The organism is Corynebacterium sp. ZY180755, from assembly GCF_054331495.1.
In genome coordinates this window covers 2,489,510-2,511,814 of the sequence record NZ_CM135811.1, presented here as the reverse complement: position 1 = coordinate 2,511,814, position 22,305 = coordinate 2,489,510, and the positions used below count along the sequence as shown (strand labels likewise).

The 22,305-nt window shown below is 55.3% G+C and carries 18 protein-coding genes and 1 pseudogene; 6 read left to right on the top strand and 13 right to left on the bottom strand.

Going from position 1 to position 22,305, the window contains the following annotated elements; translation table 11 throughout:
* Positions 1–106 precede the first annotated feature (106 nt).
* On the top strand, positions 107–475 hold the full coding sequence (locus tag ACXM2N_RS11405) for a branched-chain amino acid transporter permease (protein WP_458488802.1): 369 nt from the start codon (positions 107–109) through the stop codon (positions 473–475).
* 95 nt (positions 476–570) lie between these two features.
* Here ACXM2N_RS11405 and ACXM2N_RS11400 read toward each other — a convergent pair whose 3' ends face one another.
* The 4 genes and pseudogenes from ACXM2N_RS11400 to ACXM2N_RS11385 all read right to left on the bottom strand — a co-directional run bounded on the left by ACXM2N_RS11400 (position 571) and on the right by ACXM2N_RS11385 (position 3,836).
* Positions 571–891, bottom strand: a complete 321-nt coding sequence (locus tag ACXM2N_RS11400; RefSeq protein ID WP_458488800.1) for a hypothetical protein — start codon at positions 889–891, stop codon at positions 571–573.
* Positions 892–953: 62 nt separating this feature from the next.
* Positions 954–1,940, bottom strand: coding sequence for a bile acid:sodium symporter family protein (locus tag ACXM2N_RS11395; RefSeq protein ID WP_458488798.1), 987 nt, complete (start codon positions 1,938–1,940; stop codon positions 954–956).
* Positions 1,941–1,996: 56 nt separating this feature from the next.
* Positions 1,997–2,368 carry a hypothetical protein gene (locus ACXM2N_RS11390; protein WP_458488796.1) on the bottom strand — a complete coding sequence of 124 codons (372 nt, stop codon included), beginning with the start codon at positions 2,366–2,368 and terminating at the stop codon, positions 1,997–1,999.
* A 204-nt stretch (positions 2,369–2,572) separates the two neighbouring features.
* Positions 2,573–3,836: pseudogene (locus ACXM2N_RS11385) on the bottom strand (IS256 family transposase).
* A 182-nt stretch (positions 3,837–4,018) separates the two neighbouring features.
* Here ACXM2N_RS11385 and ACXM2N_RS11380 point away from each other — a divergent pair.
* On the top strand, positions 4,019–5,107 hold the full coding sequence (locus ACXM2N_RS11380; RefSeq protein WP_458488794.1) for an NADH:flavin oxidoreductase/NADH oxidase: 1,089 nt from the start codon (positions 4,019–4,021) through the stop codon (positions 5,105–5,107).
* A 58-nt stretch (positions 5,108–5,165) separates the two neighbouring features.
* Here ACXM2N_RS11380 and ACXM2N_RS11375 read toward each other — a convergent pair whose 3' ends face one another.
* Positions 5,166–5,549 carry a Rieske (2Fe-2S) protein gene (locus ACXM2N_RS11375; protein ID WP_458488792.1) on the bottom strand — a complete coding sequence of 128 codons (384 nt, stop codon included), beginning with the start codon at positions 5,547–5,549 and terminating at the stop codon, positions 5,166–5,168.
* Positions 5,550–6,234: 685 nt separating this feature from the next.
* On the opposite strand from ACXM2N_RS11375, the gene ACXM2N_RS11370 reads away from it, so the two are divergent.
* A complete protein-coding gene (locus ACXM2N_RS11370) occupies positions 6,235–7,479 on the top strand; it encodes an IS256 family transposase (protein ID WP_458488790.1) in 1,245 nt (414 codons plus the stop codon).
* 512 nt (positions 7,480–7,991) lie between these two features.
* Here the strand turns inward: ACXM2N_RS11370 and trpA are convergent.
* From trpA to ACXM2N_RS11330, 8 genes are all read right to left on the bottom strand, one after another.
* A complete protein-coding gene (trpA, locus tag ACXM2N_RS11365; protein ID WP_458488788.1) occupies positions 7,992–8,834 on the bottom strand; it encodes a tryptophan synthase subunit alpha in 843 nt (280 codons plus the stop codon).
* A 1-nt stretch (position 8,835) separates the two neighbouring features.
* Complete coding sequence (gene trpB, locus ACXM2N_RS11360) at positions 8,836–10,107, bottom strand: tryptophan synthase subunit beta (RefSeq protein ID WP_458488786.1); 1,272 nt, start codon at positions 10,105–10,107, stop codon at positions 8,836–8,838.
* A 43-nt stretch (positions 10,108–10,150) separates the two neighbouring features.
* A complete protein-coding gene (gene trpCF, locus ACXM2N_RS11355) occupies positions 10,151–11,611 on the bottom strand; it encodes a bifunctional indole-3-glycerol-phosphate synthase TrpC/phosphoribosylanthranilate isomerase TrpF (protein ID WP_458488784.1) in 1,461 nt (486 codons plus the stop codon).
* Positions 11,598–12,623 (bottom strand): anthranilate phosphoribosyltransferase, encoded by a 1,026-nt coding sequence (gene trpD / locus ACXM2N_RS11350; RefSeq protein WP_458488782.1) that lies wholly within the window; start codon positions 12,621–12,623, stop codon positions 11,598–11,600. Before trpD ends, trpCF begins: the two co-directional genes overlap by 14 nt.
* Before the next feature lie 129 nt (positions 12,624–12,752).
* Entirely contained in the window at positions 12,753–13,418 is a 666-nt protein-coding gene (locus ACXM2N_RS11345) for an anthranilate synthase component II (RefSeq protein WP_458488780.1), read from the bottom strand.
* Positions 13,418–15,001, bottom strand: coding sequence for an anthranilate synthase component 1 (locus ACXM2N_RS11340; RefSeq protein ID WP_458488778.1), 1,584 nt, complete (start codon positions 14,999–15,001; stop codon positions 13,418–13,420). The genes ACXM2N_RS11345 and ACXM2N_RS11340 overlap by 1 nt, the downstream gene beginning before the upstream one ends.
* A 45-nt stretch (positions 15,002–15,046) precedes the next feature.
* On the bottom strand, positions 15,047–16,390 hold the full coding sequence (gene trpB, locus ACXM2N_RS11335) for a tryptophan synthase subunit beta (protein WP_458488776.1): 1,344 nt from the start codon (positions 16,388–16,390) through the stop codon (positions 15,047–15,049).
* A gap of 402 nt (positions 16,391–16,792) precedes the next feature.
* Positions 16,793–17,404 carry an SdpI family protein gene (locus ACXM2N_RS11330; protein WP_458488774.1) on the bottom strand — a complete coding sequence of 204 codons (612 nt, stop codon included), beginning with the start codon at positions 17,402–17,404 and terminating at the stop codon, positions 16,793–16,795.
* Positions 17,405–17,683: 279 nt separating this feature from the next.
* Between ACXM2N_RS11330 and ACXM2N_RS11325 the strand changes: the two genes are divergently transcribed.
* The 3 genes from ACXM2N_RS11325 (at position 17,684) to ACXM2N_RS11315 (ending at position 22,124) form a co-directional block, all read left to right on the top strand.
* Positions 17,684–18,961: a dicarboxylate/amino acid:cation symporter gene (locus ACXM2N_RS11325; protein WP_458488772.1), complete on the top strand. Its 1,278-nt coding sequence runs from the start codon at positions 17,684–17,686 to the stop codon at positions 18,959–18,961.
* A gap of 223 nt (positions 18,962–19,184) precedes the next feature.
* Positions 19,185–20,678, top strand: coding sequence for a DUF1846 domain-containing protein (locus tag ACXM2N_RS11320; RefSeq protein ID WP_458488770.1), 1,494 nt, complete (start codon positions 19,185–19,187; stop codon positions 20,676–20,678).
* 180 nt (positions 20,679–20,858) lie between these two features.
* Positions 20,859–22,124 (top strand): HNH endonuclease signature motif containing protein, encoded by a 1,266-nt coding sequence (locus ACXM2N_RS11315; RefSeq protein ID WP_458488768.1) that lies wholly within the window; start codon positions 20,859–20,861, stop codon positions 22,122–22,124.
* The last annotated feature ends 181 nt before the right edge of the window (positions 22,125–22,305 follow it).

The following is a 22,305-nucleotide window of genomic DNA, read 5'->3' as shown; positions in this document are numbered from 1 at the left end:
TGGCGGTTGCGGCCGATTCACTAGTTGATGAAGACGCGATTAATCCAAACGTTTCACGTGAAACATTGAATCCAAGGCGTGGTGACGACGAACGGGGCGATGCCCAGTGACTTCCTCATTTTTAGTTGCGTCATCTGTGGGGCTTCCAGAAGGTGTAACCATCGCGGAAGTATTCACCGTCCTCATCCCCATTGCCATCATTACGGTGCTTTTGCGCTGGATCCCATTTGGTGCTGGAAAGGCGTTGAAAGGCAGCTCACTGCTTTCCCTCCTCGCAATCACCATGCCCATAGGAGTTATGACAGTCCTTGTCGTCTACACACTGCACGGCGCGGCGGCCAACCCAGGAGGATGGATTGCCGGTGGGCTTGGTGTCTTGGCCACGCTCCTCCTCCACTGGTGGCGCAGGGATGCTGCCATTTCCATCTTGGGTGGTACGGCAGCGTATATGCTGCTGGTTAACCTCATCTTCTGACAGCAAATCGAGAGCTTGTTCATAGCGAAGCGGCCCGACTCATGTATCTGAGCCGGGCCGCTTATCTTATGCTTTCTAAAGTAACGTTGCGTTCCTTATAGGGCAGCTAATTCGGGGAACTTGGTGATGGTTTCTGCCCACAGGGATTCAAATTCGTCTGCGTTCAGGTTCGTCGCAGAAATATCCGGGAAGTCACCATAAGAGTTAGGATGTGGCACAACATCAGCTGGCGGTGCGGCCAAGCCGACCATCTTGTCACCATAGGCTCCACCTTGAATGGATCCTTGGGTGTCAAGCTCGATAATGCGTCGCATTGTGCACATCTGCGTATTTAATTCTTCCAGCTCGGCGATGTGGACTGTGGTGCCCACTTGCGGGATAGTCATTTCAATGCGGACGTACAGAAAATCAGTCATGGCTTGATCCTACTAGTACTTGGCGGTTTTTAGAGTTCTGCTATTTTCCGAACTGTGGGCGTTCAGCGCTGTCGTGCGGGGCTCACGTTTTCTTCACGGCCATATCGAGCGGCAAGCCACGAACAAATCATCAGTTGGACTTGGTGGAAGATCATCAGAGGAAGAATCAGCAAGCCAAGATTAGCGCCACCAAAGATGACGGCAGCCATTGGAAGTCCGGTCGCAAGAGACTTCTTGGAGCCACAGAACTCAATTGCAATAACGTCTCCCCGATTGAACTTAAGCGCCTGGCCGACAGTGCGCGACAGCCACAACATGAAAGAAACAAAAACCGCGGAGAAGACCACGAGGAACACAAGCTGCCACACGGCCACACTGGACCACACTCCCCCAACTACACCGGCAGAGAAGGCTGAGTAGACGACCATGCCGATGGAACCGCGGTCCACTACCTTGGTTGCCTTATTCGCCGCAAGGGTAGCAACCTTAGGGAAAACAGCGCGAGCAATCTGGCCCAGCATAAATGGCAACAGTAGCTGCACAGCGATATCCACAAATACCTGTGCGTCTATGCGAACGCCACCACCGGTGGTCATAAGAGCCATGACCAGAAGCGGGGTGAGTACAACTCCCGCAAGGTTGCTGGCTGAAGCTGAAACAATCGCACCCGCGAAGTTACCCTTCGCGATGGACGTGAAAGCAACCGATGATTGGACTGTTGAAGGTACGAGGGTGAGGTAGAGAATCCCAAGATAGAGTTCCTCGCCGATCAGATTATCTAGAGGGCGTAGAAGGAGGCCGATGATTGGGAAAACTACGAACGTGAACGCCAAAATGGTCAGGTGAAGCTTCCAGTTCTTCAGGCCATCTAGTGCTTCCCTTGTAGAAAGCCTGGCGCCATAAAGGAAAAAGAGGATGGCAATGGCTATCTTTGTGGCAAAAGAGAACCACTCAGCGAATGTGCCACTAGCCGGTGCGATAATCGCAATGATGACCGCCAGGATAATGAGCACGATCAACGGATCGAGATTTTTGAGTCTAGAAAGCATAAACACCAGTGTAGGGTGTGATTCCAGCACTGGTGTTTAAGTTATTGAGTTTAATTCTATCGCTGTTTTTTAACCGTTAAGACAGTAATAGCGGCCATCACACAAAAGACGGCTATGTTCACAAGATACGTAGCAGTTGGCACCTCTGGCAAAAGGAACACGCCACCCACCATAGCGATTACAAATATAGCGCTAGCAATCACATAGAACCTCGTGGGGTCAGCGTTGATGATCGGGCGAAGAACAGTGAACACGATCAAGGACACAATAGTTGGGGCGAGAATTATCGGTAGCCAGAGAAATAATTCCGCAAGAGCGTTGAAGGTATCCGAAACTCCTATGAGTAGCATGAAAATTAACCCAGCTGATGCCGCTAGCGCCAATGCAACAAGTGTCGGAATTGGATCAATCCACGTCTTCTTTTTCATGTTTACGAGTGTAATGAGTATCGGCGATATCTCTAAAAGTTTCACGTGAAACCTCACCACATTTGCGGGCAGATGTCCTTATCCTGATGCATCTGACAGTTATGCTGGTCAAGTCCTGGGTAGTGGTGTATCTGTATTTCGAATCTGGGGTTAGTTTCATGGCGGTGGTTTAGGGGCCGTCTCGGGGATGGGGGGTGAGGGTATTCACGCGGCGTTTTCCTGGTTGTTGTCGCGGTCCTCGTCGATGACCCCAGCGGCGATGATCTCTTTGGTCTGTGTCAGGCTGGCCAGTGACATATAACGTTTCTGTTGGATCCAGTCATCGTGCTGTTCGGCCAAAACCGCCCCAACAAGGCGCACTACAGCGTCTCGGTTTGGGAAGATTCCTACGACATCGCTACGCCGGCGGATCTCTCTATTGAGCCGTTCAGTGGGGTTATTTGACCAGATTTTGCTCCACACCGCTTTCGGCGCAGCGGTAAACGCCAACAGCTCGTCGAGACACTCCTCGAGGTAGTCTGCCACGTTCGGGAACTTGTGCTGGCAGAACTCCACCACATCCCTGGCCTGGACCCACACGTTGGTGGCATCGGGTTGCTGGAAGGGCATCGGGTTGCTGGAAGATCGTGTGAAACATTGCTGATAGGGTCGGCCACTGGGTCTTCGGTACCTGGGCTGATAGGTTCTTCGCGAAGTGGGTGCGGCACCGCTGCCAACTAGCCTGCGGCAGGCAATCACCCACGGCTGCTTGAATACCAAGATGGGCATCGCTGGTGACCAGGAATACCCCGGTGAGGCCACGGGCGATGAGGTCGCGGAAGAAACCCGTCCACGACGCGGTAGATTCCGCTGTAGCAACCTGCATGCCAAGCAGTTCGCGGTAGCCGTCAGCGTTGACACCTGTGGCCAGTAGCACGCTGGCTTTGACGACTCGGCCGCCTTCCCGCACTTTCATCGTCAACGCGTCACAGGAGAGGTAGTAATACGGGCCCTGGTCCAATGGTCTGGTACGGAATTGTTCGACCATCGTGTCAAGCTCTTTGGCCATCTCGCTGACCTGTGATTTCGATAGGTTGTTGATACCGAGTGTGGCGACTAGGTCGTTCATCCTGCGGGTGGAGACCCCCTTGAGGTAGCAGGTGGCGATAACTGTGGTCAGGGCGCGTTCGGTGCGGCTGCGGCGCTCTAGCAGCCAGTCGGGGAAAAATGAGCCGGTGCGTAGCTTCGGGATTGCCACATCAATACTGCCGACGCGGGTATCTAGCTGTCGGTGACGGTAACCATTGCGGGTGTTTGTACGATCCGGCGACACTGTTGCATAATCTGCCCCGCAGACGGTGTCTGCCTGGGCGGAGAGAATCTGGTTGATGAAGTCAGTGAGCATTTGGCGCATCAGGTCTGGGGATGCTTGAGTCAGTAGCTCTTCGACATACGCGGTCGGATCGATATGATTGGGGTCAGCGGCCATCGCAGGGTACTTCCTTTCGAGGATAGGTAAGAGTTGATTCGAAAGGTACCCGCGATGGTCGCCTCATTGTGCACCGGCACAAGGCCTACCGCGGGCTACAGATACACCACGCTAGCGGACGCAACCGTTATGCTCTTCGCATCCGTATCAGTATTCTGCTGCACGAGCGTATGGTGGGGAGAATGAAACCTCAACTCTTCGAACCAATCCAGCTCCGCGAGCTGAGCATCCGAAATCGTATTTTCCTGCCACCAATGTGCCAATACTCGGTAGAAGCAGAAGATGGAGTACCTACTGACTGGCATCTTGTGCACTATGGTGCACGAGCCGCCGGTGGTTTCGGTCTAGTGATGGTTGAGGCTGCGGGTGTTAATCCGGAAGGCCGCATCTCCCCTCGCTGTGTTGGAATATGGAATGACGAACAGTCTTTGGCGTGGGAACCAATCGTAGATTTTGTGCATTCTCAGGGTGCAGCGATTGGCATCCAGCTTGCGCACGCTGGACGAAAGGCGTCTACACAACCTGCGCTGCCGAGCTTTGACAGCGGATCGGTTCCCGTAGGCGAGGGTGGCTGGACTACGGTGGCGCCGAGCGCCATTGCGTTTCCCGATCTTGCGATTCCGCGAGAATTGAGTGTTGAAGAAATTAAGGAGGTAATCGGTGATTTCGCTGCCGCGGCTAACCGCTCTGTTGAATGCGGTTTCGACACTGTGGAAATCCATGCTGCGCACGGATACCTCCTTCACCAATTCCTCTCTCCGGTTAGTAATAAACGCACCGATGAATATGGTGGAAGCTTTGACAACCGAATCCGCATAGTCACTGAGACAGTAGAAGCAGTTCGAGATGTCATCCCAGAATCGATGCCCCTCATTATTCGAATATCAGCCACAGACTGGGTAGATGAGGAAGAGTCTTGGGATGTGGAGTTATCCATTCAGCTGCTTCAGCGGCTTGAGGATCTGGGTGTGGACGCGGTAGACGTATCGAGCGGAGGACTAGTACCTGCGCAGATAAAGGTGGGGCCCGGGTATCAGGCAGGATTTGCTAAGAGTATTGCTAAGGAAGTAAGGATACCGGTCATCGCAGTGGGTTTGATAGACACCCCAGAGTTGGCGGAGCATCTAGTGTCCGTTGATGGCCTTGACGCGGTGGATGTGGGTTCCCAGGCTCTGGCAGATCCCGCATGGCCAGCACGGGCAGCCACGTTGCTTGGCCTAGATCCACTAGAAGCTGGATTGGCACCTCAGTACCACCGAGCGCGGTTTTAGGTTTAACTGAGATAGCGCCTAGTTCAAGCATCCGTGTACTAGGCGCTCTCCCCTGAAATTACTGGATAGTAATTGTTTGACCGTCTACTGTGACTTCTTCTGGATACAGCGCGTCGCGGGCTGGGCCAGTGATGACGGAGCCGTCCTTTAATGAGAATTCTGATCCGTGCTTCGGGCAACGTGCTATATCACCGTTGATCTCATCAATCACAGCGTTGGCGTGTGGGCAGGCGGTGGAATACGCACGGTACTCCCCTTCTGTTGGCTGGGCAATGATGACGCTTCCGACGATAACCCCGGAGCCAACCGGAACATCGTTTACCGAAACTGATTGCGCTTCCTCTGCGCCGCATGCTGCGAGGACCGCTCCTGCAAACGTTGTGGCAGTACCGATCAGAAACATGCGACGGGAACACTGGAATTGTGAAATGTCTTTTGCCATAGATCTAGTATCTCACTTGTTTGATTCTTTTTGGACTGTTGTTGGCAGAAGGGGTTCTTAGTTGAGCTTAAAACCTTCATATTAGAGATGCCTGATGGTAAATTTTGAGGGTACTTTTACCTACCCTATTAAAGTCACAGTGACGTTTATTTGTACTGGGTTGTATCCCCATCTCGTCTCGAATATCTTTTACCTTTCCGGATTTTTGCGAGTGTTTTTGCGTTCACTTAAAGGATAAGTCTTAGCTAATAGCTTCCTGGAGGTGCCGTTAAAACCCGGGAAACTAGACTCTATTGAGAGATGTGGAATAGCTACATCGATCCCTACCCAGGAGCTAGTTCGGTTGAGTATTGATTCCAAAATTTCGCGACTATAGGTTCCGGTCATTGGGATCAGCCACTACTGTGGGCCGAACCAACGATCCGCATCCAAAATGAGAGCGATCCTTGACTTCCGAACCTAGGTGTCAATCGCTGCACGGGCCCACTCGCATCTTTAATCGTTGTAGGTCTTCCGCCTCATTGCAGGAAACCGCAAGGTTGCGTCCGCTAGCGTGGTGGGTTGCGTCCGCTAGCGTGGTGTATCTGTAGCCCGCGGTAGGCCTTGTGCCGGTGCACAATGAGGCGACCATCGCGGGTACCTTTCGAATCAACTCTTACCTATCCTCGAAAGGAAGTACCCTGCGATGGCCGCTGACCCCAATCATATCGATCCGACCGCGTATGTCGAAGAGCTACTGACTCAAGCATCCCCAGACCTGATGCGCCAAATGCTCACTGACTTCATCAACCAGATTCTCTCCGCCCAGGCAGACACCGTCTGCGGGGCAGATTATGCAACAGTGTCGCCGGATCGTACAAACACCCGCAATGGTTACCGTCACCGACAGCTAGATACCCGCGTCGGCAGTATTGATGTGGCAATCCCGAAGCTACGCACCGGCTCATTTTTCCCCGACTGGCTGCTAGAGCGCCGCAGCCGCACCGAACGCGCCCTGACCACAGTTATCGCCACCTGCTACCTCAAGGGGGTCTCCACCCGCAGGATGAACGACCTAGTCGCCACACTCGGTATCAACAACCTATCGAAATCACAGGTCAGCGAGATGGCCAAAGAGCTTGACACGATGGTCGAACAATTCCGTACCAGACCATTGGACCAGGGCCCGTATTACTACCTCTCCTGTGACGCGTTGACGATGAAAGTGCGGGAAGGCGGCCGAGTCGTCAAAGCCAGCGTGCTACTGGCCACAGGTGTCAACGCTGACGGCTACCGCGAACTGCTTGGCATGCAGGTTGCTACAGCGGAATCTACCGCGTCGTGGACGGGTTTCTTCCGCGACCTCATCGCCCGTGGCCTCACCGGGGTATTCCTGGTCACCAGCGATGCCCATCTTGGTATTCAAGCAGCCGTGGGTGATTGCCTGCCGCAGGCTAGTTGGCAGCGGTGCCGCACCCACTTCGCGAAGAACCTATCAACCCAGGTACCGAAGACCCAGTGGCCGACCCTATCAGCAATGTTTCACACGATCTTCCAGCAACCCGATGCCACCAACGTGTGGGTCCAGGCCAGGGATGTGGTGGAGTTCTGCCAGCACAAATTCCCGAACGTGGCAGACTACCTCGAGGAGTGTCTCGACGAGCTGTTGGCGTTTACCGCTGCGCCGAAAGCGGTGTGGAGCAAAATCTGGTCAAATAACCCCACTGAACGGCTCAATAGAGAGATCCGCCGGCGTAGCGATGTCGTAGGAATCTTCCCAAACCGAGACGCTGTAGTGCGCCTTGTTGGGGCGGTTTTGGCCGAACAGCACGATGACTGGATCCAACAGAAACGTTATATGTCACTGGCCAGCCTGACACAGACCAAAGAGATCATCGCCGCTGGGGTCATCGACGAGGACCGCGACAACAACCAGGAAAACGCCGCGTGAATACCCTCACCCCCCATCCCCGAGACGGCCCCTAAACCACCGCCATGAAACTAACCCCAGATTCGAAATACAGATACACCACTACCCAGGACTTGACCGCGTGGTGTATCAGTAGCCTGTGGTCGACGTGCCGTTAAACGATAAGGGCGGTCATTCTAAGGTACCTTTCGAATCAACTTCTACCTATCCTCGAAAGGAATGTACCCGTAATGATCGCGTCCCCTCATCATGTAGACCCAACGGCGTATGTGGAAGAATTACTGCCCCAAGCCTCCCCAGGGGTTGATCGCCGGACGTTTTTGGGAGAGGTTGATGATCTTCGGTGTGCAGAATATTTCCACAACGCCAACACAGCAGGGGCTATGGTTTAAAAACCAAGACCTCGCAGCCTAAAGAGCCAAGCGAGGTGAATATTTTGTGTCACGTACGTAATCAAAAGCAGGCCTTGGGACAATCCCAAAGCCTGCTGGTTAGATGTCTCGTCGTGGATGTTCCACGTGAAACCTCAAGATTTACTTTTTAGTTGCGGCCTTCATGTCTGCCACGAAGGCGTGTAGCTCCTCCTTGAGGGCAGCTAGGTCCGTGATCGTGGACGGATCAGGATGGCTTCCGGTGGTGTATTTTTCGATGATGGCTGTGATGGCGGATCCTGTGATAGCTCCTGCCGCGCCAGCATTGATTGCGTCAGCTACATGCTCTGGTTTGGAGATGCCGAAACCCAAAAGCACTGGCGCGCCACCGAAGCGGGTTACGTTGGCGACCACCTGGTCAAGTCCCTTGGTCTCAGACTGGCGCTCAGTACCGGTGACTCCGTCTCGAGAGATAGCGTAAATGTAGCCTTGTGAGTTCGCGGCGACGCCCTGAAGAGTTGCTTCGCTAGCCTGAGCGGGGGCGATGTAGATAGGAGCGATCCCGGCTTTCTCTGCTGCTGCACTGAAGGGAGCTCCCTCTCGCACCGGCACATCTGGGATCAAAATACTGTCTGCCCCCGCCTCTGCGAACTCGGAATAGAAACGTTCGAAACCGCGGGTAAACGCAACGTTTCCGTAGATCAGCATGCCGATGGGAAGCTCCGGATATTCCTCTCGGATTTGTTTGATCAGCGTCAACGAGCCGTTAACGGTCGCACCGTTATCCAGAGCACGCAAGTGCGACCTCTGAATCGTGGGGCCATCGGCCACCGGATCAGAGAAAGGAACGCCGAGCTCGAGCGCGTCTGCTCCTGCGTCGACAAGCGTGCGAATGATCTCCAAGGAATCTTCTGGCGTAGGGTCGCCCAGCATAACGAAAGGAACAAAGGCACCCTCATTCCTCTCCTGAAGGCTGCCAAACAACTGTGAGTAACGCTCGGTCATGTTAGTTCTCCTTCAGATCCTTGGAAATGATAAGTTCGGGGTTCTCATCAAGGGTTCGGCGGACATGATCAACATCTTTATCGCCGCGGCCGGACAAGGACACGAGAATGGTGATTTCCTTCTTCTCTTCCTCTGCGGTCTTAGCCCGCTTCAGGGCGTAGGCAAGAGCATGGGAAGACTCCAGCGCGGGGATAATGCCCTCTCGCAGGCTCAGTAACTGGAATGCCTCCAAAGCCTCTGCGTCAGTAATAGCAACGTAGGTAGCCCGGCCGGTCTTGGCCAAGTGAGCATGCTGTGGGCCAACTCCTGGGTAATCAAGTCCGGCAGAGATGGAATAGCTTTCCTCAACCTGGCCGTCAGCATTGCGCATCAGGAAAGAGCGAGCGCCGTGCAGAATGCCAACCTGACCAAAGCCGATGGTCGCACCGTGCTTGCCCGATTCCATTCCCAGCCCACCTGGTTCAGCGCCAACAAGCTCAACCGATTCCTCGTCAATGAAGTCAGCGAACATGCCAATAGCGTTGGAGCCACCGCCTACACATGCAACAACCACATCGGGCAGTCCGCCAGTCATCTCCAACATCTGCGCCTTAGCTTCAGTGGAAATGACCCGGTGGAATTCACGCACGATTGTTGGGAAAGGGTGAGGTCCCGCCGCGGTCCCCAACAGGTAATGAGACTCATGGAACGTTGCAGTCCAGTCGCGAAGTGCCTCATTCACGGCATCTTTTAGGGTGCCTGAACCGGAATCAACCGGGATAACCTGCGCGCCCATCAACTTCATACGGAAAACATTTGGCTGCTGGCGCTCAACGTCTTTAGCGCCCATGTAAATGACGCACTCGAGACCAAGCAAGGAGCACGCCAACGCAGTGGCGGTGCCGTGCTGGCCTGCGCCAGTCTCCGCGATGATACGGGTTTTGCCCATGCGCTTAGCTAGCAGCACCTGACCAATAACTTGGTTAGTTTTGTGTGCGCCGCCATGGACCAAGTCCTCACGCTTCAGGTAAATCTTGGCGTAACCCTTGCCTTTACCCTCCTCGGGGAGATTCCGGCACAAAGTAATAGGCGTTGGGCGGCCTAGATAGTCCTTCAGGTAGCCTGCTAGCTCCTTCTTGAACTCCTCATCATTTTGGGCGTCAATAAACGCCTGTTCCAGCTGATCAAGCGCTGGGATAAGAGACTCCGGCACAAACTGGCCACCGAACTCGCCAAAATACGCATCCAACTTTGTGGTGCCACCGCGAGAATGCTCGTTAGTAATGTCAGTCATAAATTCCTGCTCCATTAAAGATGTATAGCTTCAGTATTGCCTGTCACGTGTGGAACCTGCGAACCACAGCGAAGATATCTCGAATCGCTGCAGCGTCTTTGGCTCCGGCCCACTTCCCCGCTTCAGAGGGATACTCTGCGCCGGAGTTGATGTCTAAGCCTAGGCAGCCTGTTGCTAAAGCTAACGCTGCGTTACTTATAGCAACTCCACCCGCCAGGAGCGCTTTGTCTTTCACTTCAACTGGGATGTGCGCCCAGTCGAACGTTTGGCCCGTACCTCCGTCACCTGAGTCAAGTATCAGCTTATCCACGTCATCTACGAGTGCACCTGCAACGAGCGCACCGTCAACGGCAGTCATGGAAACAGCGCGCCAGATTTCAAGGCCTTCCACGCCTGCCGCGGTGATTTCCTCGCGAACGCTATTGATCAAAGCGCGCTCTGCGTCGATGCTGCCCTGATACGGGGCGTGGATCTGTACGGCGATGATTCCGCCATCACCGGCGAGTGAGCGTGCGAGCTCGCCCCAGCCGTCAGCGCGACGAGAAACCGCAACATACTTTAAGCTTGGCTCGGCGTGCATGATTTTTTGAGCAGTTTCACGTGAAACATTGCGTGGTGACCTCTCCTCAAAGATCAGGCCACCGTAGACAGCGCCTGCCGCACGGGCCGCCTGCGCAGCCGTGGAGCTGGTGAGTCCACACACCTTATTCGGGCCGTAAACGAGCTCGCGCGCTGCAAGGTCAATGTCTGGCTGGCCGGTCAGTTGTGACCCCACGAGGAAGCCATTGGAGTGGCCCCCTAGGGCGCGCACGGTCTTGGCATCTCGGATACCGGATTCAGAGATCAAAACGGCGTCGTGTGGAATCACTGCGTCAAGTTGTGCGGAACGTTCCAGATCGATAGTGAGATCATGCAGGTTGCGGTGGTTCACGCCAAAAATCTTGGCCCCAAGTTTGATGGCACGGGCAACCTCTTCCTCATCAATGACCTCGGTGAGCACATCTAAACCGAGGCGATCGGCTTCGGCGTGAAGTTCGGCGTATTCTTCGTCGCTCAGCACGCTGAGCATGAGCAAGATAGCATCAGCACCGTAGTAGCGCGCAGCGTGTACCTGCACCTTATCCACAATAAAGTCTTTGCATAGTACTGGCAGATGCGTGCTCATGGACACGGTGGCGAGATGGTCGTAATCGCCGTTAAAGCGTTCCGGCTCGCACAATACTGAGATCCCTGACGCGTAGCGCGAGTACACACGCGCGATGTCACCGGGCTGGTAGTGTTCCCGGATCATTCCGAGGCTGGGGCTGGAGGACTTGCATTCCATGATGAAGTTCGCCCCTCCCCTGCCGCCGTTGGCCTTCAGGTTTTCATACAGGCTTCGGGTTGACTTTGGGAGCTTGTCGACGTCGACATGCGAGATTCGCGCGCGGATCTCGTCCAAGTGACCGCGGCGCGCGGTCACGATGGATTCAAGTACCGTAGGCAGTCGCTTACTTGCTGCCATAGTCAGCCTCCTCGTGGAGAGTTAGCCACTCGTTGACGGTGCCATTGTTGATCAATTCTAGGGCAAGCTGCGCTCCCTCCTTGAGGGATTCAGCCTTGCCATGCAGATAGAACATGCCACCTGCATTAGCGGCGATCGCATCCTTGTGCGCCTGCGGGCCTGTACCGGCGAATGTGTTGCGCATCAGCTGAGCGTTCTCCGCGCCGTCACCGCCCTTGAGCTCCTCAATTGGGTGAACGCTTAGACCTAAGTCTTCTGGGGTGACCTCGTAGTGAGTAATCTCGCCGTCATTAAGCTCCCAAATCTTAGTGGCGCCATGAACGGCGATCTCATCAGTGCCAGCACCATGGACCACCAGTGCGCGGCCGCGGCCAAGCTCGCGGAATACCTCCGCAATCATTTGGCCTTTCTCTGGCTGGGCAATGCCCATGATCTGTAACTCCGGCTGCACCGGGGAGAGAATGGGGCCAATGGTATTGAAAATGGTTGGTACCTTCAGGGTGCGGCGAACCGGCATCACGTGGGCAACTGCTGGGTGATACGCAGGTGAAAACAGGAAAGTAAAGTTAGACTCTTCGAACTGGCGAAGAGCGCGATCAGGATCCAGGTCCAACGGAATATTTAATGCCTCCAGCACGTCCGCAGAACCAGACTTGGAGCTCACAGAGCGGTTGCCACACTTTACTACCTTGCAGCCACCGGCGGCCGTCACCAAGCTTGCAGCGGTGGTGATATTGATGGTGTTCGCGCCATCACCACCTGTGCCAGCGGTGTCGATGATGCCTTTGCCGTCCACTGGGAACGGACGGGCTGCGTCAATGAAGGCTCGCGCCGCGCCGACGATATCCTCAAAGGTCTCACCGCGGGTACGCAGCGTAGCCAACAAGGCTGCAATGTGGATGTCCTCATACTCGCCAAAGGTCAGTGGCCGGAAAACTGCCTCTGCTTCCTCAATAGTTGGGTGATGATTGTCGAGGAACTTTTGAAGTAACGCTACGTTGCTTATAGACATATCAATCCTAATGGTGTTGGTGGTTATAAAGATTTAAGGGGTGGTAATTGTAGAGATTCTAAAATGTGTGCGGCGCAAGCCGCACGGTGATGAAGCGCGAGCGGGTGTGAGCACGCTGAGTGTTGTGGCCTAGGGGGCGTCGGAAAGCCGCGAGCGCTGCGAGAGGAGCGTCTCAATGCAGCGATCCAGAATCACTGGCCCCTGCGGACTCAGCACTGATTCCGGGTGAAACTGCAGGCCAATAGACATTTTATTGGCCGATTGGGCCGCCATAACCACCTTGCCTTTTTCTGAATCGCAATAGCTCAACGGGATCAGACTCTCAGGGGGCTGAAGGCAGCCGAGCGAGTGGTAGCGTGCGATCGGGACCTTGGAGCCGTGGAAGTTGTTCTCCGGGCCGGCGTCAGTGGTGAGGTCTGCAAAGATGGGGCTATCAAGACCCTCTTGCGTCAGTTCCATGAAATCAGTGATGCCGTGGACTGGGCCACACGGCCCCACAGAACCGCCGTGATATTCCAGCAGGGCCTGGAATCCTAAGCAGATGCCCAGCATGGGGATTGTGCCGTCGGCCTTCTCTATAACCTCCATCATGCAACCAGCCTCCCGCGGGTGGCCAGGGCCGGGTGACAGACAGATGAGATCAGGGTTGGTGGCAAGGATTTCCTGTGCGCTCACCGTGTTGCGGAACACCGTGCAGCGGTAACCGCCCACAGCGAACGCATCCACCAGGTTGTAGACAAAGGAATCCTGGTTATCCACCAAAACGACGTGGATGTCTTTGTTGTGCTCGCCCATTAGCGGATCACCTCTACCTTCTCTTTGCCCTGTGCCAAAGCGATGGCATGCAGAACAGCGTAAGCCTTATGCAATGTTTCGTCGGCCTCTGATTGTGGGACTGAATCACGGACTACGCCTGCACCCGCCTGAACGATCGCCTGGCCGTTGTGGATGAATGCCGAGCGAATCACGATGGCGGTATCCATGGACCCGTCGCCGGCCAAGTAACCCACGGCGCCACCATAAGAGCCGCGCCTGACGTGCTCATGGTTACGGATAAGCTCCATGGCGCGCAGCTTCGGCGCGCCGGTGAGCGTACCCATGTTCATGCAGGCGCGGTAGGCGTCGAGGGCGTCAAACTCATCATCAAGGGTTGCCACCACGCGAGACACCAAGTGCATCACCCGCGAGTAGCGATCCACCTGTAACAGATCCGCCACCTTACGGCTCCTAGGAACTGCCACGCGTGCCAAGTCATTACGGGCCAAGTCCACCAACATGGTGTGCTCCGCAATCTCCTTCGCATCCGTGCGCATATCCAACTCCGCGCGGATATCTAGCTCGTGGTTCACACTGCCGTCCGCATTCAAACCACGAGGTCGAGTACCAGCGATCGGGTACAACTGAACCTCACGGGTGTCTGCGGTGAACTTGAGATTGGACTCTGGGGAAGCACCGATAAGCTCATAAGCAGCAGGTAGAGAACTTGATTCTTCCGATAATGGGGTAACTCCACGAACGTAGAACATGTACGGGCTAGGGTTTGTTGTGCGCAGCGTACGGTACGCGGCGAACGCATCAGGGCACTCCATCGCGAACGCACGCGCAGGCACCACCTGATAAATATCGCCATCATAGATGTTGCCCTGCAGCGCCTTCACCTGGTCGCGGAAGTCAGCGTCACTCACACTCGCCTGTGCAGTGGCACTACCGTGGCTGGACCCGGAAAGATCAACAGGAGCGTCAGTGCTATGTGGCGCGTTCGCAATAGTCGCCTCAAGCTGATTTAGCTTCTCCTGCAGCGCCACCTCATCAACGTCAACAGCTTCAACCCACGCCTCCTCGGTCAGATGATCAATGCGGAGGTACGTCTGAGCAACCAAAAACTGGTAATCAGGGTAGATATTTGGGCCATCAGTCACTGCTGGCAGCGTTTCGAACGTGCCTAAATAATCAAATGAAAAACCACCACCCAAGAATGGTAAAAACTCACCCTTGTATCCAGCGTCTAGCTGCAGCATGCGAAGGACTTCCGCAGTGGATGGTGCCTTCAGTCGTCGGCGCTCGTCAGTTTCAGTGGACATCTCAAACGTAAACGTTGCACTACCTGCGCTGTCATCAGTGAGGTGATTGGACAGCTGCCTTTTCACTCTCGCAACAATCTGTTCACCCACCTCAGTTAGCGCTTGGATCGTCACTCGCTGACCTTGGCACGTCACGCGTGCGGCGCCTTCCACCACAGCAACACACATGGTGTTTTTCTTCGATTCAATGTCACTGCTCTCCAGCAGTACCGAGTCATCAACACGAGTACCGCCCAAGTGCTCAAACAATGCCGAAGCATTCTCGTGGTAACGCACCACACGCTTATCGACGAACATCCAACCCCAATTCCTTCGTTTTACTTATAAGCAACGCAGCGTTGCTTATACACCCTCACGCTCAATAGCATCTTTGGTCATCTGCTCTAGAACCTCGGCAACGTTAGGATCTGTGACCGGGGTTTCAGCTGGATCCTTGTCCGCCAAGTCACCAAGGATGTTACGGACGTATTCCACGTCTTTGTCACCGCGACCCGACAAGTTGACCAAGATGTTGATTTCCTCGCCGGTCTCCTCAGCGTGCTCCGCCATCTTCAACGCGTAAGCAAGGGCGTGGGAAGACTCAAGGGCAGGAATAATGCCCTCGTAGCGAGACAGCAGGCGGAAGGCCTGCAAGGCCTCCGCATCGGTGACCGCGTAGTACTTGGCGCGGCCCGACTGCATCAGATATGCGTGCTCTGGCCCCACACCCGGGTAGTCCAAGCCAGCGGAGACGCTGAAGGAGTGCAGGACCTCGTCGTCGTCGCCAAGCAGAACATAGGAGCGGGATCCATGCAGAATTCCAATGCGGCCCGCGTTCAATGGTGCGCCATGCTTGCCGGTCTCAAGCCCCTCACCACCCGGCTCCACGCCGATGAGCTGAACGTTTTCGTTTCCAGGCTTATCAGTGAGGTAGTCAGCGTAAGCTCCAATAGCGTTAGAGCCACCGCCCACCGCTGCAACCACAGCGTCCGGCAACTTGCCCGTACGCTCGAGCATCTGTTCGCGGGACTCACGGGAGATGACCGCCTGGAACTCCTTGACCAGCGTTGGGAATGGGTGTGGACCACACGCGGAGCCGAGCAGGTAGTGCGTGGTGGAAAGGTTTTCACACCAGTCCATCAGGCCTACGTCAATCGCATCACTCATGGCCTCACCGTGCTCATTATGAACCGGCACCACCTTCGCACCCATCAGGCGCATGCGGTACACGTTCGGCTGTTGGCGCGCCACATCCTTCGCGCCCATGTAGATGGTGCACTCCATGCCCATCAGCGCGGCTACCATGGCGGTGGCAGTGCCATGCTGGCCCGCGCCGGTCTCTGCGACCAGACGCGTCTTACCCAGGCGCTTGGCTATGAGTGCTTGCGCCAGCACCTGATTGCCCTTGTGTGCGCCGCCGTGGCAGAGGTCCTCACGCTTGAGGAAGATGCGGGCCTTTCCCCTACCTTTCCCTTCCAGAGGCAGGTTAGCGCACTCAGTAATCGGAGTAGGGCGCCCCAAGTATTCGCGGCGCAGACGATCCAGCTCCTCCTCGAAGGTGGGATCGCTCAGCGCATCGACGTATGCTTTCTCAAGCTCATCAAGAACTGGGTGAAGGATCTCTGGAACGTACTGGCCACCAAACTCGCCGAAGTAAGCATTAATCAGAGTCTCGCGGACATTACCGATTTCCGGAGTGGTTGTCATTGCACTGGGCCTTTCATCAAGATGGACGGTTGCTATAAGTAACGCAACGTTAGCTATGGGCCATAGTGCAGAAAAAATGGCCCGCAGCTAACAAGCTGTACGAGCCTTACATGATCTTCTTGAACCGAAGATGGCTAAAACGTGGCTCGCCGCTAAGCGCGCCACCACCACTTGCCGGTAGGAACAAGACGATCACAATTCATAACTCAAAAAGTACGCCGACAATTCCGATAGCGCAACAGAAACCACCGTAAGTGTTGAAAACTACTACCCCCGATCCCGCTCGCGTCCCAGGGACTTACCGACGTTGACCGGATCACATTGAACCAGGGCCAAAAAAGGGGAAGGCCGTAGCCTTCCCCTGCCTCGTGTTTTCACTGATGAATCTTGACGACGATACTCCTAGGCATCCTTCGCGCTGGCGGCGCGACGCACTGCATCCAAATCCACCTCAGGCTCCGTTGGAGCCTGAGGAGCGCTGGTGGGTGCGGTCTGGGGAGCGTCGGAGTTGAGGTCACTAGGTGCCTTGAGCTTGGAGGCGCACTCGTGGGTGCAGGAGCCGCAACCGCCGTCGGAACCGCAGATGCTGCCTTCATCCGGCATGGCCACACCTGACAAGTCACCTTGGTTGCCACCAGCGGAGCAGCAACCCGACGCGGCGGCATCCTGATCCGCAGCATGCTTGTCCAACACGTGCGCTGTCTGCGCGCCAAAATTAGCACCCATACTGATCAGCACCAGCGCGCCGATGATGGCAAGGACAACCAGCAGCCACAGCCAAGGCACGTTTCCTGCCGCGAAAGCCAACATGGAACCCACGCCGAGGGATGCTGCAGCTACCATCCACAGAGGGCCGGCCACCTGATGGGCCGCATCCCATACATCTTTGTTCTTGCGCACCTCAGGGATGCGCATGCCCACATACTTATTGCCAGGAAGACGGCGCTTCCACCCAAGAAAACCAACAACCAGTAAGGCAACAGCCAAAACACCAAGAATAATGCCAGCGATCATGCCCCCTACTTTATCCGCTCACACAGACCCAATACCTAATCCACAACACAAAGCACTAACACTCCCGCGGTGCACACAGATCGGAGTATTCGAATGGGGGTGACAGTGGTCATAGAGGGGCTAAGTAAAGTGCTCGAGAATATGTAAAAGGCAGGTGAGCGCGTAAGTTAAGAAATATTCCAGCAAATTAGTTTGGAAAACTTACATATTTACCGGCCGCCACCAACCTGTGGTGGCGTGGTACTAACAGCGCCACATTCACATAAAAAGGTTTTCACCATGGACTTCAAACGACTGTCATCGTCGCTGCTGTTTCGGATCATCATCGCGATCATCCTCGGTATCATCTGCAGCTTCTTCTTCCCTGACTGGCTCGCGCGAATCTTCGTGACGTTCAACGGTCTCTTCGGCAACTTCCTTGGGCTTTTCATCCCAGTCCTCATCTTCGCCCTGATTGCCCCAGCGATCGCCTCACTGGGTCGTGGCGCCGGCAAGTGGCTCGCAATTACCACCGGCATTGCCTACGGCTCCGCGGTAGTCGCCGGCCTTATCTCCTGGGGTGCCGCTACGGCACTGTACCCGTGGCTGCTTGCCAACCAGTCAGACGTCAAAGTGTCAGATATTGAGGAAGGCGCACTGTCTGCCTACATCGATGTAGAAATGCCTGAGCCTGTGCCGGTTATCACTGCGCTCATTCTCGCATTCGTCATTGGCGTGGCCATGACCACCGTGAAGTCTGACACCTTGTTTGGCACAGTTGCTGACCTACGCCGTGTAGTTATGAAAGTCATCAGCGCCTTCATCGTCCCACTGCTGCCGATCTACATCTTCGGTATGTTCCTGTCCTTGGGTATGAATGGCAACCTAGCCTCCGTGCTTGCGGCCTTTGCAAAGGTACTGGTCCTGGCAATCATTGGCTCTATTATCCTGCTACTACTCCAGTTCATCATCGCTGGTTCCATTGCTGGCAAGAACCCATTGAAGTCACTGAAGAACATGATGCCTGCGTACTTCACCGCACTCGGCACCTCATCCTCTGCGGCAACCATCCCAGTGACCTACGAGTGCGCCCGTAAGAACGGCATCTCCAAGTCCGTCGCCGGCTTTGTCGTTCCACTGTGCGCCACCATCCACCTGTCCGGCTCCATGATGAAGATCACCCTCTTCGCGTTCGCCGTGATGTTCATGGACGGCATGGACATCCCGCTGGCTACCGCGATTGGCTTCATCCTCATGCTGGGCGTCACCATGGTTGCAGCACCAGGCGTACCAGGCGGCGCCATCATGGCAGCTGTCGGCCTGTTGACCTCCTCCCTCGGATTCACCGATGACCAAGTCGCACTCATGATTGCCGCGTACATTGCCATCGACTCCTTCGGTACCGCCTGCAACGTCACCGGCGACGGCGCCATCGCCATGGTCGTCGACAAGTTTGCCAAGGGCCACATCACCCGCAACGAACTCGACGATGAAGATGACCTAGGACTTGCGGCCGCCATCGGCGGTGTGGACGAAGACGATATCGACCGCCAAGCGCAGGGAGTGAACAACGGCTAGTTGCTATAAGTAACGCAGCGTTACTTACCCCACACCAGCGGATGAATTAGCCACCCAAGACTGGTGTGGGGTTTTGCATGCCTACCACGTGGCCGCCGGCAGGCGGCCCGCAGCCTGAGAGGGTGAGGTGCGGGAGGCTGGGATCATGGGGACGTCGGAGAGAAAGAGTGCGATACAATCAGCAAAGAATTTCCGCCCACGACAGAAACGAAGAGAGGCCCCCATGACTCACGCCGTTGGCTTCGACCGCGAACAATATATCCAAATGCAGTCTGAGCACATCAGGAAGCGGCGCGAGGAAATCGGCGGCAAACTTTACCTAGAAATGGGTGGCAAGCTGTTCGACGACATGCACGCCTCCCGTGTGCTGCCTGGCTTCACACCAGATAACAAAATAGCGATGCTCGACCGCATCAAAGACGAAGCAGAGATCCTCATCTGCATCAACGCCAAGGACCTCCAGCGCAACAAAATTCGCGCTGACTATGGCATCACCTACGAAGCGGACGTACTGCGCCTCGTTGACGTATTCCGCGACCGCGGCTTCCTCGTAGAGCACATCGTCCTCACACAGATGGATGAAGCTAACCAGAAAGCCGTCGAATTCAAGGCACGTTTGGAGCGTCTAGGCCTTAAAGTAACGCAGCATTACTTTATAGAGGGGTACCCCACAAACACGGATCTGATCGTCTCCGAGCGGGGTTTTGGGCGCAACGAGTTTGCGGAGACCACACGTGATTTGGTGGTCGTTACCGCGCCGGGGCCGGGTTCGGGCAAACTGGCCACGTGCCTGTCGCAGGTTTACCACGAGTTCGCGCGCGGGGGTTCGGCGGGCTACGCCAAGTTTGAAACCTTCCCGATCTGGAATCTCCCACTGGAGCATCCGGTGAATTTGGCTTACGAGGCCGCGACGGTGGACCTCAATGATGCCAACGTTATTGATCATTTCCACCTCTCCGCTCATAGGGAGTCCACGGTCAACTACAACCGCGACGTGGAGGCTTTCCCCCTGCTCAAAGCGCTGCTAGAGCGCCTAACTGGCGCCACCCCGTACCAGTCCCCCACGGACATGGGTGTGAACATGGCTGGTAACTGCATTATCGATGATCAGGCCTGCCGCGATGCGGCGAATCAGGAAATAATTAGGCGCTACTTCAAGTCGCTTGTCGACGAAGTTCGCGACGGCAAAGAACCACGCGACTCTGAGCGCGCCAAGGTGGTCATGGCGAAGGCCGGTATCACTCCCGACGACCGCAGGGTCATTGCTCCTGCTCGCAAACGCGAGCAGGAAAACGGCGAACCGGGTGCAGCCCTTGAACTGCCGGATGGCACCATCATCACGGGTGCCACGACGGACCTGCTCGGTTGCTCCGCAGCGGTGCTCCTCAACGCCCTGAAACACCTCGCGGGCATTGAGAAGAACACCCACCTGCTGTCACCAGAGGCGATCGAGCCGATCCAGAGTCTCAAAACCAACCACTTGGGCAGCAAAAACCCTCGCCTGCACACCGACGAAGTTCTCATCGCACTGTCCGTATCCGCAGCACAATCCGACGCCGCCCGCGCCGCACTCAATGAGCTCAAGAACCTCCACGGCTGCGACGCCCATGTCACCACGATCTTGGGATCTGTTGATGAAGGCATTTTCCGCAACCTAGGTGTGCACGTAACGTGTGACCCCAAATTCCAGCAAAAGACGCTGTACCGTAAGGCGTAAGTTGCTATAAGCAACGCAACGTTACTTATAAGAACGTTGCCGGAACTGTGGATAACGATGTGGCCAAAAGCAGAGTTATCCACATTTTTGCCTTTTTTAGCACTGGGTGTTCAAGTGCTCTCTTTTTCTTCCTACCGTATGAGATGAAAATTATTAGTCCGTTTTGTAGGAGGATCGACAATGACTGAAGAGAGCGCAAATTTTGCGTGCATGAATGAGGATGACCCCACTGCTGCGATGGTGATGCGCCACAACCGAGAAATGGTGGCGTGCATGCTGGAAATGCAGGTGGTACCGGAGGAGGATTTGCGCGCCTACTGTGCGAGGAAGCGTGCCTCGCTGGGTATTAGCACTCATGCAGTCAAGCAGATGCTGAATGTTTCCGTGATGTTGCGGCGTATGCCGAAGTTGGCGCAGCTTGCTGCTGATGGAGGCCATTTGGATTTGGGGCGTTTGAGCAGTATCGAGAATCAGGTTTCCGGCGTTAGTGACGAGCACATTGCGCAGGTGGAAGATCTTCTGATTGACCGGTTGACCCCCAAGGTTCGGGATCAGGATTTGCCTCAGCGGAGGACGTTAGCCAACTATGCGCGCGCTATTGTGGGGTCAGTAGACCCAGAAGCGGTGGTAGCGAAGCGTGACCACAAGACTCCAAAGGTGAGCATGCGCGTCACTGATCATGGCCAGTATCAGCTTTCGGCGACATTGGACCCGCTTAATGGGGCGAAGGTGTACTCGGCGCTGCATAAGCGGGCGGGTAAGAAGGTGACTCCGGAGACGCTGTATAAGGCGTTGGTAGAGCTCATCGATCAGCAGTTGATTACGCGCATCCGTTTGCATGCTTTCGCGGACCCTTCGATGGCTGACGCGGTGTACCTGCTTGGTGCGGGATATCTTTTTGGCGATGACGCGAAGGCTGTGATGGAGGCCGTGACCAGCGAGGATGTGCTATCGGCCGAAGGTGCAAAGAAAACGCAGGACAAGTATCAGATTCCTGAGAGTTTGCGGTCTTTTATTGTGGCACGAGATGGTTCGTGCCGTTTCCCCGGTTGCTCCGTGACTGCGCGTAACTGTCAGATTGACCACGTTGTCCCGTTCTCGCAGGGTGGTAAGACCGTTGACTCGAATCTCCAGTGCCTGTGCCCTCCACATCACACGCTGAAAACTGAGAAGCTTGTACAGGTGGTTATGGATGCGGTTGGTGTGTGCGAGTGGACGCTTAACGACGGCACCCTTCTGCGCACACTGCCGAACGGTCCCTTGTCGCACGCGCCTGCCCGTTCGGAGGCCGCCCAAGCGGCCTCAGTCCGAGGCCACACCATTCAGCACGACATTAAACGTCGTAGGGCTCGAGGCTCACGGCTCAGTCCAGGGAAGCCGAGGGAGATCCCACGCCTGCAGCCTGAGCGATCTACTGATGGAAAACCAAGCTCGCTGCGTGAGTGATGTTCATCATTTTTACGCAGCGAGCTTTGGATTTACTGACGATATTTACTTTTTTAGCGTGAGGCGCCGTGAATTTACGTCGTTTTGTCCTCTGTGCACAAGTTCCGTCTAGCAGGAGTTCTTGTAGTTAGTGGACCGCCTAGAATGCTAGCTGAATCAGTTACTTGCAACAACCTAAATT